The 15,608-nt window shown below is 66.3% G+C and carries 12 protein-coding genes and 1 pseudogene; 5 read left to right on the top strand and 8 right to left on the bottom strand.

Translation table 11 applies throughout. From position 1 onward, the window contains the following. The first annotated feature begins 25 nt into the window (after positions 1 to 25). The 5 genes from P7V53_RS19440 (at position 26) to ligD (ending at position 7,383) form a co-directional block, all read left to right on the top strand. Positions 26 to 991, top strand: coding sequence for a tripartite tricarboxylate transporter substrate-binding protein (locus P7V53_RS19440; protein ID WP_280151162.1), 966 nt, complete (start codon positions 26 to 28; stop codon positions 989 to 991). Then, positions 988 to 2,898, top strand: coding sequence for an aconitase family protein (locus P7V53_RS19435; protein ID WP_280151161.1), 1,911 nt, complete (start codon positions 988 to 990; stop codon positions 2,896 to 2,898). Before P7V53_RS19440 ends, P7V53_RS19435 begins: the two co-directional genes overlap by 4 nt. A gap of 104 nt (positions 2,899 to 3,002) precedes the next feature. Continuing rightward, a complete protein-coding gene (locus tag P7V53_RS19430) occupies positions 3,003 to 3,749 on the top strand; it encodes a hypothetical protein (RefSeq protein ID WP_280151160.1) in 747 nt (248 codons plus the stop codon). A gap of 148 nt (positions 3,750 to 3,897) precedes the next feature. Next, a complete protein-coding gene (locus P7V53_RS19425) occupies positions 3,898 to 4,818 on the top strand; it encodes a Ku protein (RefSeq protein ID WP_280151159.1) in 921 nt (306 codons plus the stop codon). Between the two features lie 15 nt (positions 4,819 to 4,833). After that, positions 4,834 to 7,383, top strand: a complete 2,550-nt coding sequence (ligD, locus tag P7V53_RS19420; RefSeq protein ID WP_280151158.1) for a DNA ligase D — start codon at positions 4,834 to 4,836, stop codon at positions 7,381 to 7,383. Between the two features lie 37 nt (positions 7,384 to 7,420). Here the strand turns inward: ligD and P7V53_RS19415 are convergent, their stop codons facing one another. From P7V53_RS19415 to P7V53_RS19380, 8 genes and pseudogenes are all read right to left on the bottom strand, one after another. Further along, entirely contained in the window at positions 7,421 to 8,335 is a 915-nt protein-coding gene (locus tag P7V53_RS19415) for an alpha/beta hydrolase (RefSeq protein ID WP_280151157.1), read from the bottom strand. A 240-nt stretch (positions 8,336 to 8,575) separates the two neighbouring features. Next, positions 8,576 to 9,073: an Imm21 family immunity protein gene (locus P7V53_RS19410; protein WP_280151156.1), complete on the bottom strand. Its 498-nt coding sequence runs from the start codon at positions 9,071 to 9,073 to the stop codon at positions 8,576 to 8,578. 19 nt (positions 9,074 to 9,092) lie between these two features. Next, positions 9,093 to 9,299 carry a hypothetical protein gene (locus P7V53_RS19405; protein WP_280151155.1) on the bottom strand — a complete coding sequence of 69 codons (207 nt, stop codon included), beginning with the start codon at positions 9,297 to 9,299 and terminating at the stop codon, positions 9,093 to 9,095. A 37-nt stretch (positions 9,300 to 9,336) separates the two neighbouring features. Next, complete coding sequence (locus tag P7V53_RS19400; RefSeq protein ID WP_280151154.1) at positions 9,337 to 11,013, bottom strand: cyclic nucleotide-binding domain-containing thioredoxin-disulfide reductase; 1,677 nt, start codon at positions 11,011 to 11,013, stop codon at positions 9,337 to 9,339. 7 nt (positions 11,014 to 11,020) lie between these two features. After that, entirely contained in the window at positions 11,021 to 11,680 is a 660-nt protein-coding gene (locus tag P7V53_RS19395; RefSeq protein ID WP_280156559.1) for a peroxiredoxin, read from the bottom strand. 33 nt (positions 11,681 to 11,713) lie between these two features. Beyond that, positions 11,714 to 11,983, bottom strand: a pseudogene (locus tag P7V53_RS19390) (cyclic nucleotide-binding domain-containing protein); the annotation flags it as partial. A 313-nt stretch (positions 11,984 to 12,296) separates the two neighbouring features. Next, a complete protein-coding gene (locus P7V53_RS19385; RefSeq protein WP_280151153.1) occupies positions 12,297 to 13,298 on the bottom strand; it encodes a hypothetical protein in 1,002 nt (333 codons plus the stop codon). Positions 13,299 to 14,045: 747 nt separating this feature from the next. Continuing rightward, positions 14,046 to 15,554, bottom strand: a complete 1,509-nt coding sequence (locus tag P7V53_RS19380; protein ID WP_280151152.1) for a DUF4832 domain-containing protein — start codon at positions 15,552 to 15,554, stop codon at positions 14,046 to 14,048. Positions 15,555 to 15,608 lie beyond the last annotated feature (54 nt).

Below are 15,608 nucleotides of genomic sequence, written 5' to 3'. Positions count from 1 at the left end.
TCACACACATCGAACAGGAGACACCATGGACCGCTACGACCTCACGCGCCGCACCGTGCTCGCCGCGCTGGCGGCATTGGCTGCGCCGGCCTTCGGCCAGTCCGACAAGCCGATCCGCTTCATCCTGCCGAACGCCACGGGCTCCGGCGTCGACGCCATCACGCGCGCTGCGCAATCGGCGCTCGGCAAGGCGCTGGGCCACTCCGTCATCGTCGACAACCAGCCGGGCGCTGGCGGCATCGTCGGGCTGCAGGCGCTTGCACGCTCGCCCGCCGACGGCATGACGCTCGGCGTGGTGTCGAACAACGTCGTCATCTTCCCCAGCGTGCTGAAGAGCATGCCGTTCGACATGCCCGGCGACTTCACGCCGATCGCGGTCGTCGGCTACACGCCGGTCGTGCTGGTCGTGAACGCCAAGGTTCCCGCTGCCAACGCCAAGGAGTTCATCGCCCTGCTGAAGAGTCGCAACGGCGACATGACGTACGCCTCGGGCGGCAACGGAACGATCCTGCACCTGGCGAGCGCGATGTTCCTCGACGAGACCCGGACCCAGGCGCGCCACATTCCGTACAAGGGCGTCGGCCCGATGGTCACCGACCTCATCGGCGGCCAGGTGGATTTCGCCACGGCGGCGCTTCCCAGCGTGCATGCGCACCTCAAGTCCGGCGCGCTGCGAGCCATCGGAATGGCCACCGCCCAGCGCGCGGCCGCGGCGCCCGACATTCCGACCTTCGCCGAGCAAGGCCTGCCCGGCTACGTCGTCGAGGCGTGGTTCGCCGTCATCGGCCCCAAGGGTCTGCCCGCGGCGGACGTGAAGCGCGTGCACGACGCCGTCGTCACGGCGTTCAACGACGCCGAAGTGAAGGAAGCCATGGCCAAGCAGGGCAACGTCATCAACGTCGCGCCGGCCGACAAGGCGATGCCGTTCTTCCGCAGCGAGCTCGCCAAGTACGCGGCGCTGGTGAAGAAGGCGGGCGTGGAAGCCCAGTGAGCGAAGTGGCCGGGTCCGGCCGGCGGCTGTTTCTTTGCGCCGATCCGGTGCTGGTGCGCGCGCAGCTGGCCGGACGCGACCTCGCACGCGCCGAGGCCGGCGCCTTGCGCGACGACATCTCCACCGACGAGATCTCTCCGCTGCCGGCGATGGTGCACTTCGATGCGGCGCTCGGGCGCCATGCGCACACCGGCTTCACCGCCGGGGGCGAGCGCCCGATCGCCGTCGACGCGCTGCGCCGAGCGGGCGTCGGCGTGCTGATCGGGGGTCGGCGCTACGGCAAAGGCAGCTCGCGCGAGCACGCGCCGCTGGCCGAGCTGTCGGCCGGCATCAGGCTGGTGATCGCCGAGAGCTTCGAGCGAATCTATCGCCAGAACGCCGACAACCTCGGGCTGCTCACCAGCACGGACCTCGGCCTCGTGGAGCGGCTCGAACGCGGCGAGTGGCCGTCGACGGACGAACTGCTCGCCGACCGCGAGCCCCTGGCCGCGGCCATCGTGCGCGCGGGCGGGCTGCTGCGCTACGGGCTCGGGCCGCAGGCGGCCGCGGCGGACCTCGAAGCGCCGGGGCCGAAGACCCTGTTCGAGAAGATCGTCGAGCGCCACCGCGTTCGTCCAGGCTTCGTGCGCGCGGATCTGCGCTTCATCCACGAGTACTACACCGGCATGTGTGCCCACTTGCTGGAGGAGCATCTCGGCGCGCACTACCGTCTGCACGAGCCCGACGGCATCGTCTGTTTCGAGGACCACCTCTCGTATGTCGAGCAGAGTCCGGTGCACGTGGCGCAGGGCCTCGTTCCCGGCGTGCGGCGGCTGTCGCAGTCGCACCGGGCGTTCGTGGCGAAGCACGGGCTGCGCGACCATGGCCATGCGATCGGCAGCGAGGGCTCGCAAGGCATCTCGCACGCCATGGTGGCCGAGCGCTATGCGCTGCCGGGCCAGCTCGTCGTCGGAACCGACTCGCACACGCCGCACAGCGGCGCTCTGGGCTGCGTCGCGTTCGGCGTCGGGACGACGGAGATGGCCAATGCCTTCGTCACGGGGGCGGTGCGGATCGGGCATCCGCCCGTGCTGCGCATCGAGGTCGGAGGGCGATTGCCGGTGGGCGTGTCCGCCAAGGACCTGGTGCTGCACCTGCTCGCCTTGCCGGCCATCCGCGCCGGCGGCGGCGTGGGCCGTGTGTTCGAGTTCGGCGGCCCGGCGATCCGGGCCATGGACACGGACGAGCGCGCCACGCTCACCAACATGACGGCCGAGCTGGGCGGCTTCACGGGCATCGTCGAGCCCGACGACGAGACGGTCCGCTTCCTGCGCGAGCGGCGCGGCATCGAGTTCCGCATCGAGCCCTGGATGCGCAGCGACGCCGGTGCGCGATATGGCAGCGTGATTGCCATAGCCGCCACTTCGCTGTCGCCCATGGTGGCTCGTCCCGGCGACCCGGGCCACGGCGTGCCCCTCGCGATGCTGGCCGAGCGCCCGCGGATCGACATCGCCTATGGAGGTTCGTGCACCGCCGGCAAGCGCGAGGATTTCGCGCAGTACCACGCCGTCCTGTCGTGGGCGGCACGCCGCGGCTTGCGGGCCGCGCCCCACGTGACGCTCTACCTGCAGTTCGGCACGCAGGACGTGCGCGAGCATTGCATCCGGGAAGGCTGGCTCGAGGCATTCGAAGCAGTGGGGGCGAGGATCCTGCAGCCCGCCTGCGGGGCATGCGCCAATTGCGGACCGGGCGCGTCCACGTCGACCGAGCAGGTCACGGTCAGCGCGATCAACCGCAACTTCCCGGGACGCTCGGGGCCGGGCCAGGTCTGGCTGGCCAGTCCCGCGACCGTGGCGGCCAGCGCGATCGCTGGAAAGCTCGCGTCGTTCGACGAACTGGTGGCCGGTGCGTGCGAGAACCTTTCTTGACAGTAGTCTGATTCGGCGCTTGCACGGCTCTCGCCGCGAACCGCGACTATGCTGATCAGCAGGCCGCGCTCATTCCGATCGCACCGGTTTGAAAGGAATGGTGGGTGAAGCACACCGTCATCGCCCTCTTCGACCAGGCCGCAGACGCCCATGCAGCCGCCGAGGCATTGAAGGACAGGGGCCTGTCTCCGTCCGCGGTGCACGTCGCGCAAGGCGCTCAGCCGCCTGACACCGAGCCCATCCCCGCTGCTGCCGAGATCGAAGGCGGACCGGCCAGCGGCCTGCTGCATCGCCTGGCGCTGTTGTTCGGCGTCGCGGAGGAGCCGCACGTGGCCCACTACGTGGAAGCGGTTCGCCGCGGCGGCACGGTCGTCCAGGTCGACGCCGCCGATGAAGCGCAAGCCACGGCGGCGCGCGATGCGCTGCTCGCCCTGGGCGCGGTCAACATCGACGATCGCGTCGAAGAATGGCAGCAGGCCGGCTGGACCGGCTCCGAGGGTCCGAGCGCGTCGGCGGACGGCGAGCGAGGCGTCGTGCATCGCCAAGAGGTCAGCATAGGCGGCGTGCGTGTCTACGGACATGCCGCCGCAAGGGCATTCGACGAGTTCGCCGACGAATTCAGGTCGGACTGCGACGCCCGATACGCGCAGCTCGGCGGGACCTACGACGACTTCGAGCCTGCCTATCGCTACGGTCATGCCCTGGCCGCGGATCCGCGCTACGAAGCCAGTGTCTGGGGCGACATCGAGGCCGGCGCGCGTGCCGATTGGGAGCGCCGTTATCCGCAGCGTGCCTGGGAGCGGTACAAGACTGCCGTGCAGCACGCGTGGGAGCGGGTCACGCGCCCTTGACCCTCAACTCCCTCTCGCGCGTGCGGGAGAGGGTCGGGATGAGCGCGTAGGCGCTTTCCCACGCAAGCAGGCGGACACGGCCGACTCCGTGGGGCGCGCGGCTTGCGCTAGCTTCGCCGGATCACCATTGCCTGATCAAAGAGGTTCCATGCCAAGAGCCATCTGGAAAGGCGCCATCACGTTCGGCCTCGTTCACGTGCCGGTCGCCTTGTATCCCGCCTCGCACGAAGAAGAGATCGACTTCGACTGGCTTGACAAGCGCACCATGGATCCGGTGGGCTACAAGCGCATCAACAAGCGCACCGGCAAGGAGATCGAGAAGGACGACATCGTCAAGGGCGTCAAGCAGGACGGCGGCGACTACGTCGTGCTGAGCGACGAGGAGATCTCCGCCGCCTATCCCAAGCGCACGCAGACCATCGAGATCCAGTCCTTCGTGCCCGCCCAGGACGTGTCGTTCGTCTACCTCGAGAAGCCCTACTACCTCGAGCCGCAGGGCAGGGCGGAGAAGGTCTACGCGCTGCTGCGGGAGGCGATGTCGGACTCGTCCCTGATCGGCGTCGCCCGCATGGTGATCCACAACAAGGAGCACCTCGTCGCGCTGCTGCCGGCCGGCCCTGCGTTGATGCTCGGCACCCTGCGCTGGGCCAACGAGATCCGAGCCGCGGAGGAGCTGAACCTGCCGCCTGCCGGAAAGGATGCCAACAAGCTGAAGGACACCGAGCTCAGGATGGCCCAGCAGCTGATCAAGGAAATGACCACCGACTTCAAGCCGCAGGACTATCGCGACGAGTTCAGCGATGCGATCCGCGAGCTGGTCGCGCGCAAGGCCAAGGCCGGTGAGACCCAGACGGTCGAGCCGCTGGAAGAGGCGCCTGACTATTCCGGCGACAACGTGGTCGACCTCACCGAGCTGCTGCGAGGCAGCCTGGGCCGCAAGGGCAAGGCGAACGATGCGGCATCGGCGAAGTCGCGATCCGGGAAGCCTGCCGGGAAGGCGCCCGCGCGACACGCCGAGCGCGAGGAAGAGGGGGCCGCCGCCAAGGGCACGCGGCGCAAGCGCGCCTGATCGGCGGGGCCGGCGGTGTCGGACAGGCCTTCGGCCCGCGGCGACCCGCTGAAGCGCTACAGCGAGAAGCGCAACTTCTCGATCACGGCCGAACCGCCGGCGCGCAAGGCGCGCTCGCGCCCCAAGGCCTTGTCCTTCGTGGTCCAGAAGCACTGGGCGTCGAGGCTGCACTACGACTTCCGCCTGGAGCTCGACGGCGTGCTCGTCAGCTGGGCGGTGCCCAAGGGGCCCAGCGTCGACCCGAAGGAAAGGCGAATGGCGATCCATGTCGAAGACCACCCGGTCTCGTACGGCGGGTTCGAGGGCACCATCCCGCCCCGGCAGTACGGCGCCGGCACGGTGATCGTGTGGGACCGCGGCACCTGGGAGCCCGTGGGCGATCCGCACGTCGGTCTGCGCGACGGCAAGCTCGTGTTCCGGCTGCACGGCCAGAAGCTCGCCGGCGAGTGGGAACTGGTGCGCACCTCCAAGCCGGGCGAACGCAAGCAGGAGCAGTGGATGCTCTTCAAGAAGCGCGATGCCTGGGCCCGCCCTCTCGCGGAGTACGACGTGATCGCGGCGCTGCCCGATTCGGTGGTCGAGCAGCCTCTCGGGCTCATCGAGGAGCGCGAGCCGCGCACGTCCGCGGCGCCTGCAGCGCACCGTGCGAGCGACGAGCCCGACCTCGCCAACGCGGTGAAGGCATCGCTGCCCAGGACACTGTCGCCGCAGCTGGCCACCTTGGTCGATGCCGCGCCGAGCGAAGCCGGCTGGATCGCCGAGAGCAAGTTCGACGGCTACCGGCTCCTGTGCCGGATCGAGAGGGGAAAGGCGCGCCTGATCACCCGCAACGGCCTGGACTGGACCGACAAGATGCCGTCGCTGGCCGAGGCCCTGCAGCAGCTGGGCATCGACCGCGCATGGCTGGATGGCGAGATCGTCGTGCTCAATCGAGACGGCGTGCCCGACTTCAACGCGCTGCAGAACGCCATGGACTCGCGCAGGAGCGAGTCGGTCGTCTACTACCTCTTCGACGCGCCCTTCGTGGGCGAGTACGACCTGCGGCGCGTGCCGTTGTGGTCGCGCAAGCGGGTGCTCGAGCGCCTGCTCGAAGGCGACGTGCCGGAGCGGGTGCGCTTCAGTGACAGCTTCAACGCACCGGGCGGTCAGCTGCTGCACGCGGCCTGCCAGCTCGGTCTGGAAGGCGTCATCCTGAAGCAGGAGAACGCGCCGTATGTCGGCGAGCGCAGCAAGACCTGGCTCAAGCTCAAGTGCGGCATCCGCCAGGAGTTCGTCGTCGGGGGCTTCACCGACCGCTCGGGCGCGAAGTCGGAAGTCGGCGGGCTGCTCCTGGGCTACCCCGAACGCGGTCGTCTGCGCTACGCCGGCAGCGTGGGCACCGGTTGGGGCTCGCGGACCGGGAAGGAACTGCATCGGCTGCTGGTCCCGCTCGAGGTCAGCACACCGCCGTTCGATGAACCGGTCAAGCCCGGACGCTGGTCGCGGCGCGCCAAGGGCAGCGAACGCTGGGTCAGGCCGGAAGTGGTCGTCGAGGTGTCGTTCAGCGAGTGGACACCTGACGGTCATGTGCGGCACCCGAGCTTCAAGGGTGTTCGCAGCGACAAGCCGCCGAAGCAGATCACGCGCGAGCCGGTGGTCGCCGCGCCGGCGGCGGCGGCGTCGACGCCGTCAGCGAAGCGCTCCAGCGTCAAGCTGAGCAACCCCGAGCGCATCATCGATCCGAGCACCGGCCTGAAGAAGGTGGACCTGTTCCGCTACTACGAGTCGGTGGCCGAGTGGATCCTGCCGCACCTCGAGAATCGTCCGGTGATGCTGGTGCGCGCACCCGAGGGCCTTCAGGGCAAGCTGTTCTTCCAGCGCCATCCCGAGACGCCCATCCCCTTGCTGCGTGTGCTCGACGCCTCGGTGTGGCCCGGCCACGAGCCGATGTTCTCCATTGAGACGTCGCAGGCGCTGCTGTCGGCGGTGCAGATGAACGCGGTGGAACTGCACGACTGGAACTACACCGCGACGCAGGTCGACAAGCCGGACCGCGTGATCTTCGACATGGACCCCGGCGAGGGCGTGCCCTTCAGCCGCGTCATCGAGGCCGCGCTGGTGACGAAGGCCTTTCTGGAGGACCTCGGGCTCAAGAGCTGGCTGAAGACGAGCGGCGGCAACGGCCTGCACGTGGTGGTGCCGCTCACGCCGAAGGCAGGCACGCAGGAAGTCCTCGCCTTCGCCAAGGCGGTGGTGGAGCACATGGCCCGAGCGATTCCTTCCCGCTTCGTCGCCAAGACCGGCGCTCGCAACCGGGTGGGCAGGATCTTCATCGACTACATCCGCAACGCCGAGGGGGCGACCACTGCCTGTGCGTTCTCTGCGCGCGCACGGCCGGGGATGGGGGTGTCGATGCCCGTGGCGTGGGACGAGATCCAGTCGCTGAAGAGCGGGGCTCAGTGGACCATCGCGACCGCGCGCGAGCATTTGAGCTTCCGCAAGGTCGACCCATGGAGGGACTACTGGCGCGAGAGGCAGCTTCTCACCGCGGCAGTGAAGCAGTTGCGGTCGGCGCGGGCCCGTTGAAGCAGGCACGCTCGCAGATTGTCTGCATGAAGGTCCGCTAGTTGAAGAACTTCAGCAGGATGGGCGCCAGGACTTCCGGACTGACATCATGGGCCTGGCCTTCGACGACACGGCGTTGCGCACCCGGGATGACCTTGGCCAGCTTGTCTGCGGTCGGACGCATGAACGGCATGGGTCCTGCGCTCGCGCTCCCATCCATGACCAGGGTGACGGCCTTGACCTGGGTCGCCGTCGCCACGGGCACCGACCGATCGTCGCCCACGACGGCATTGTCGTATGCCAGCGTTGGTGCCATTGCCTCCATACCCGCCCACGCAGGCGACGCTTTCATCTTCGCGACCACTTCATCCGGCGCGCCGACGAACGTCATGAACAGCGTGATCGCATCGGCCCGACGGTTGGCCGCCAGCAGTCCGTCGAGCTTTGCCCTGAAGTCTCGCCATTGCGCGGCAGCGCCTTCCGCCTCGCTGTAAGGTGCTTCGTAGATCGCGAGCTTCCTGACCTTGTCGCCGAGCGCTGAGGCTGCTTCCAGTGCGAGGCTTGCCCCCGACGACTTGCCGTACACGCAGGCCGAACCGCCGGCCTTGTCGATGAGCGCTTCCATGTCCTCGATTTCGCGCCTTGCCGAATAGGGTGCGGTATCTGTGCTGTCACCCCGACCCCGACGGTCGTAGCTGTACACAGTGAAGTGGGGCGCCAGGAGCCGGGCCAGCTGCGCACTGTCCGAACGCGATGACAAGGCGCCATTCACCACGATGACTGCGGGGCCGTTCCCCTGCTTGTCATAGGCGATCCGTGTTCCGTCTCGTGAGGTCACCACGTGCCTTGCCTTTCCCTTGTCGGCTCGCTGTGCCTCTGCCCGGGCCTGGCCCTTTGCAAGGAAAGCAAGCGACAGGATTCCGGCAAGACAAGCCGTTCGAAACACGATGGTCGTCGCGCGATTCGCATTCATGCCAATTTCTCCTCGTCCGTTTCAAGTCCGTTGCACACGACCGACGATGGGGTCGAGCGCAGGGCGTTGGAGGGATGCCATGCGAAAGCGGGCAATCGGCGTACCTCGCGTCAAGCAAGGTTTGGCTTGCGGCGGGAGACAGGTCAGGCCAGTTGGGTTGACCAGCGAAACGGCGAATCGCAGCTGGAAGCCCGGGGCTTCGGCCCACTCATGATTCGCCCTGAGACCGACCTTGTGAGCTCAGCGTGAAAGAAATCTATGAATGATGAACTTGAACACACCGGGGGCTTCATACCTTTCCGAGGTTACTGCGTAGGCACCCGTCGTGACTGTCGTCTCTCTCAGGTCGCTCGGCTCGATACCGACATGAGCCGAATCAAACATGACCAGCCGTGGCGTGCGGACCAGGAACGCTACGCTCTCTTCAACAATTGGCAATTGCCAAGGTATTTGACGGAGCGCGGTCTCGGCTCGCTCGACGGACTCACATGACCACCATCGAGCGACAAGCAAGGTCTCGTCTACCAAGAGGAAGGCCGATCGCATTGGCTCATCGCCAAGCAAGAGAACCTCGCCGGGCCCACAGGCGATCCTGGTGACATGGTCGACCACTGCGCATGCCCGGTCATAGTCCGATGGGTCCGTCCCGATGGAACTGCCTTCAGTGCCCTGCCAAGTGCGTGCAATGTCTGGGGTACCGCACAGCGGCGGCCCAAGGGTGTCGATCCACTCAATCATCAAGGACTCCGTCGCCTGCTCAACTGGTCCTCCCGCATCGCGACGCTGGGCTCATCGTGGTGCCGGTCGGCTTGGGCCCCGAGAAGAAGCGCACCGCTTCCGGCGTGGCACCGCCGAACATCACGTCGAGCTTCGCGAAGCCGAAGACGAAGGCGTCGCTGCGGTCGATCAGGGTCACCTCGACCTGGTGGCCCAGCGATTCCGACAGGATCGTGCTCAGCTCCATGCCGCCGAACCGGCCCCCAGGACCGTGACGCGCGTGTTCATTGCCTGTTTCCTTCGATGGTTGCATGCCGAGCGTTGGCAAGGAACTGATGGACGAACGCGATCGCCATGCTGCCTTCGCCCACGGCCGCTGCCGCCCGCTTGACCGGGCCGCAGCGCACGTCGCCGCAGGCAAAGATGCCGGGCACGCTGGTTTCCAGCAGGTAAGGGTCGCGCGGCAGCTGCCAGCGCCCCGACCTGGCCACGGCATCGCCGGTGCAGACATAGCCGCGGTCGTCGCGCGCGATGGCCTCGGGCAGCCAGCCGGTCTCCGCATCGGCGCCGATGAAGACGAACACGCCGCCACAGGCCACGCGCTGCGTGCTGCCGATGGATCGATCGAGCAGGTCGATGGCCGACAGCTCCTTGTCGCCGTGTGCTGCGGTGACTTCGCTGTTCAACGCCACATGGATGTTGGGCTTGCTGCGGATCTGCTCGATCAGGTAGTGCGACATGCTCTTTTCGAGCCCATCGCCGCGCACGACGAGCGTCACGCTTTGCGCATGGTTGGCGAAGAACAGCGCGGCCTGACCCGCGGAGTTGCCCGCCCCGATGAGGTGGATGTCCTGCCCCTGGGTCGAGGCAGCCTCGCTGCGCGACGCGCCGTAGTACACGCCCTTGCCGAGCAGCCGCTCGAAGCCTTGGGTGCCGAGGCGGCGCCACGCCACGCCGGTGGCCAGGATGATGGTGCGCGAGCGCACGCGCTCACCGCCATCGAGCGTGACGGCCATGGTCGCGGGGTCGATGGAGACGGCGCTGCGCGTGACCGCGATCTCCGCGCCCAGGCGCGTGGCCTGCTGCAGCGCGCGGCGCGCCAGCTCGCCGCCCGAGACGCCGGTGGGGAAGCCCAGGTAGTTCTCGATGCGCGACGAGGTCTCGGCCTGGCCGCCCGGCGCCTCGCGCTCGATGACCAGCGTGCGCAATCCTTCCGAGGCGCCGTACACCGCCGCCGCCAGGCCGGCCGGGCCGCCGCCGATGATCACGATGTCGTAGGCGCTGACGCGCGGGCGGGTCTGCAGCCCGAGGTGCTCGGCAACGTCCCGGCAGGTGGCGCGCCGAAGCAGCTCGCCGTCGTCGCAGACGAGCGCGGGCAGGTCGTCGTCGGTGACCGGCGGACCGGTCCAGCGGGTGGCCCGGTCCGGGGCATCGGGCAGCACCCAGTCGTACGAGATCTGGTTTCGTCCGAGAAAGCTGCGCAGCTCGCGCACGGTCTCGTCCCAGCGATGTCCCAGCATGACCGCGCGCGCCTTCGGCGGCGCAGTCGCAATGCCGCGCAGGCCGCCGATGCGTTCGCTGGCCAGGGCGGCCACGCGCGTCAGCACGTCCGGGTTCGCCGCGGCCAAGGCGTGGAAGTCGCGCGCCGCGATGTGCCCCACGCGCGTCGGCTCCGTGGCACGGTAGCTGCCCTGGAATGGGGTGCCGAAAGTGATCGGCACCTCGCCGAAGATCTGGCCCGGCGCACGCACGCCGATGACGCGCTCGATGCCGTCGATGGCCTTGGTGACCTCGATGCGGCCCGACACCACGACGAACAGCGCGCGCTCGTCGCCTTCATGCACGGCGTACTCGCCCGGCGCGAGGCGAACGTCGCCGGCGGCGCGCGCCACGCGCGCCAGATCTTCGTGCGGCACCGACGCGAGGACAGGGGCCGCGGCAAGCTCTTCAACGGCGATCATGGGGCGCTCAGCCGGGCTGCTTGACGATGCGCAGGTAGGGCTTGGGTGCCTTCCAGCCCTCGGGGAACATCGTCTTCGCATCGGTGTCCGAGACCGAGCCCGCGATGATCACGTCCTGCCCCTGCTGCCAGTTCACCGGCGTCGCGACCTTGTGCGTCGCGGTCAGCTGCATCGAATCGAGCACGCGCAGGATTTCGTCGAAGTTGCGGCCCGTGGTCATCGGATAGGTCAGCATCAGCTTGATCTTCTTGTCCGGGCCGATCACGAACACCGAGCGCACGGTGGCGTTGGTCGCCGCGGTACGGCCGTCGGAAGTGCCCGGCTCATCGGCGGGCAGCATGTTGTAGAGCTTGGCCACCGCGAGGTCGACGTCGCCGATCATCGGGTACTCGACGCGGGCGCCTTGCGTCTCCTCGATGTCGGCAACCCACTTGCTGTGGCTGTCCACCGGGTCGACCGACAGGCCGATCAGCTTGGCATTGCGGCGGGTGAACTCGGGCTCGATCCGGGCCATGTAGCCCAGCTCGGTCGTGCACACCGGCGTGAAGTCCTTGGGGTGCGAGAACAGGATCGCCCACCTGTCGCCGATCCAGGTGTGGAAGTCGATGACCCCATGGGTCGTGAGCGCGGTGAAGTTCGGGGCGGTGTCGTTGATGCGAAGGGACATGCTTGGCTCCGATTGGCTAGCCGAAAACAGCAGCCGGAACGTGTCCGGCGGCAGCACGACGATCTCCGCCCGCTGCAGCACCATGCACCGCGCGTGATAGGTCGACTTGCCGAGCAGGCAGCTGCTGGTGAGGATGCAGGTTTCGCCCGGCAGCACATCGTACAGATGCAGTTCGCGGCCGGTCGGCGCGGCCTTGACGACCCGCGCGCTGCCCGACAGCAGCAGCGCAAAGCCCATGCAGGGCTGGTTCTCGTCGAACATCATGGCGCCCGCGGGCACGGTGATGAAGGTGGCGCTGGCCATCAGCGCGTCGAGCGTGCCGCTCGAGAGCTCGCGCATGACCGGGTAGCGGTTCAGCAGCAGCGCCTGGGTTGCCTGGTCGATCATCTGCCAACCTCCCGTACAGCGCTGTCGAAGGCAGCGCGATCCCCCGTCAGGACCTGACGACGCCGTGCCGTGGTGCGCCGGTGCCTGCTGCCGGGCATTGTGCCGCAAGGGCCCGTGCGATTCGTTGGCAAAGGCCGCCGCCCGTGCACTGTCCGATCACTTCGACACACGTGGTGCGCGCTCGCCGCCCCCGCCGTCGGCCCAGCAGCGCTCGCGCTTCTGGCCTCAGTCAGTACGCATACTTGTAAACACCACCGACATCTCCCCAGATTACCTGCGTGGCGTCCCACTGAAGATTGTCAAAGCCGACTCGGCCCAGGCCGACTCCAACGTTGTATATCGTCGACCGTGAAACCACGTCGTGGATGCCGACGCTACAGCCGTTTCCGGAATCGGTGCAGGTAGTCCAGAGGACGCGCGTTCCATCAAAACCCACTGAACTCGTCCTGTATCCAGACGTCGCGCCTTTGTAGGTGGTCGTCGACGTGGAGCCCACGTTCCTTGCATACACACCGCCGCTCTCTTCTCCCCAAAAGATGCGCGTGCCGTTGCCGATCGGATGGATGTAGAGAGCACTGATCGGCTCGGCAGACGACACCATCACGCTCGAGCTGCCACCCGTTTTCAGGACCCGACGAATATTGCTGCCGTCGCTGTAGTACACGAAATTGGTGCCGAGCTCCAGGTGTCGGCCCAGCGTGGTCGTAGCCAGCGTGGCAACGGCTCCACCGCTGATCGGCATCCGTCGGATGCCGTCCGTGTCGACCCAATAAAGATGCGCGCCATCCGTACGCAGGGACCGATTGCCGACGAAGCGAGTGAGCGTTGCAATCGTGACGGCATTCCCGCCTGCCAAGGGCACTCTTTTGATCGACGAGCTGTAGTTGACGGGGTGGCTTGCAGACTGGTCGTTGGCAATGAAATAGCCATACCAGTCGCCGACATTTGCGTATGCGATGTTGCCGAAAGGCTTGTAGCCCGTCGTCACCTCCGAATACAGGAGCCGCTCCTCTCCCGGCTTGGCATTCTTGCTGGTGCGCCAAATGGAAGCCGTGCTCGGGCCGAATTCGTTGATGACATAAGAGGTCCAATACAGATTGCCCGTCGATGCTACGAGGTGAGTGGGATCACGGCGAGCGATCGTGCTGAAAGTGCCGGCATAGGAACCGCTCACAAACAGCAGACATGCGATGCCAACGATGGATGCCGATTTGGATTTGATCACGATCATGTTCCTTTCAAAATGGCTTGAGCAGTGGATCCGCTGGGTTGATTCATGCCTGGGAGCCAGGCTTGTCTTCTGACGAGAAGCCGTCGGGACCAGGCGATTCGGATTCCTGCGTCGGTTGCTCTGCATCGGTCTGCCCCGGTGCGTTGACAGCGCCGCAATCGTTGGTGCATCGCGGAGGCGCCAAGGTCTCTCTCTCGTCGGTTGACTGGTGTTGCCCCGCGAATAGCGGGGCTTCTTGAGTCGACGGAGATGAAATTGTCGAAACGGCCGATGTGCTTTCAATGCCAGGCGGTGGGGAGGATTCCGGCAAGTCGCCACCTCCACCGCAACCGGCAATGAATGCCGTCGCAGCGGCGGCTACCGACAAGACAAGGAGCGTGTGAAGATCGGGGCAAGCGTGTGAGCGTCGCATGGGTACTCCAATTTCTCGATATCGGTGATAGGCGGACAGAGTCCCGCCGCCAAGGTAAACGGCCGCGCCAGCGGCCTTCGAAAACAGGGCGCCACCATCTGCGTGAGCCGTTGAGCTCATTGAGCAGTCAACTGTCGGTCTCTGCTCTGCAGACGGCCCCCGCATAGCGGCTGCGGCTCCGGGCTTCAGTGCCCCTGCGCTGGCAGTCCTATTGGCGCAACCTGTCTCTCTGTTGATCGGACGCGGTCCGTATCCGGAAACGGACACACTTCATGCGTCGGTGTGCATTTCTTCTTTTTCACCGGTGGCCATGCCCGGTCTCGCCGGAGTCAGCCCTACGGAGCAACCTCCAGCCCAAGCAGGCTGAGAGTGTTGAAGCCGCGAACGGCGTCCCATAGCATGTCCTCGTGGGCGAGCCGGACCGCGTATTCGGGACGGTCTCGCAACTCGGCCGAGGCATCAGGCAACCACAGGGAAACGGTATAGCGGCCCGGCACTGCGAAGGATGGGACGGGGACCGACATGGACAAGTGCGTCACCCCCGGTATCCATCGGCGGGGATCAACCTTGAGCTGGATCTTGTAGGTGTTCAACTGGTTGTGCAGCACCAGATACACCGGTCGAGGGTTGATCAACGGTGCGACGCCAACGTTCTTGACGTCCGCTGTGAATTGAAGTGTCCCGCCTCGTCGAACGCTGCGCGTGAAGGAGGCCTTCGGCAAGATGATCCGGTATCCCAGCGTCCGCAATATCTCGCGCCAGACTCCGGTGTGAGCGGGCGAATCGATGTGGTAGCCGCTGGTCGGATCGTCGTAGTTCAGGTCACGCGCGCCGAGCTTGTATCGAACGGATCCACTGTAGCCGCCGTTGAGATACGTCCAGTGCATCTGGGTGATGTCGGCGATGGCGCGACATTGCAGTTCCTCGTCCGTCGGGTGGTAGGTATCGAGCAGATTGCACGTCTCGCCTCCCATCGGTGTGAACAGTGAATTGAATCCGACGTACGCGCGTTCGGCGTGGTATGCAGGAGTTCCGAACTCACTGTAGGTGCCGCGATCGTCCAGGCTGCTCAGGAAACAATCGTTGTGATGGCCCGTTCTCGATTCGGCCGACCCATCGTACGGCTGCGGTCCGTTCGGCTGTCCGATCGCGTTCGAGGCGACCACCGTTGGAGAGTTGGAGAATATGCCATGCCGCTTCGACGGCGTGCGAACCTGGACCATGCGGTTGGATGGAACCGCATCCAACAGAGCACGCAAGATGATTCCGCGATCGGCATCGGTGGAGAGCGTTGACGAGTGCCATTCGCCCCAAGGGCCCACGAAGCCTGCCTTGACCGCCATGATCACATCCTGGTTGGCAGCCAAGTAGGGCTTGAGCTGCGAGATGTGCTGGAGGATGGTTTGCCGGGGAGGGTCGATGCAGTTGTCGTTCGAGTCCTTCGGGCAAGGAACACAACCCGGCGTTCCGTCGCAGTCCTTGTCGAAGTAGTAGAAGCGGACGATTGCTTTGGCGCCGCATTGTCGTATGTCCGAAAAACCCTGGGTCACTTTCCCGAGAACCACGTCGTCCAATACGGGGCTCTGAGGAAGAATGGCTTGGGTATAGATGACGGAATAGCCACGGTCCCGTGCATACACGCACTTGTCAAGCAAGGTTCGACCAGCGCGGTCTTCGAAAAGATCCAGATGCCGGTAGAGGCCTCGCTCCGGGTTCTTGATGAAGCTGGCGGTGTTTTCGGTGAACGACAGGCTCACGTATGGTGGCACCTTCGTCACCACTTGCGCAGCGGCGGCGGATGCCAGGGTGCAGAGCAGATAGAAAAGGCGCTGGGGTGACTTCATGATTGTTCCGATCGCTTCAATGGCAACTTGCGGGCTCGATGCATGGCTTGCGTG

It is taken from the genome of Piscinibacter sp. XHJ-5, from assembly GCF_029855045.1.
Classification (GTDB): Bacteria; Pseudomonadota; Gammaproteobacteria; order Burkholderiales; family Burkholderiaceae_C; genus Albitalea.
The sequence above is the reverse complement of the archived record's forward strand: the minus strand, read 5'-3'. Positions and strand labels throughout refer to the sequence as shown.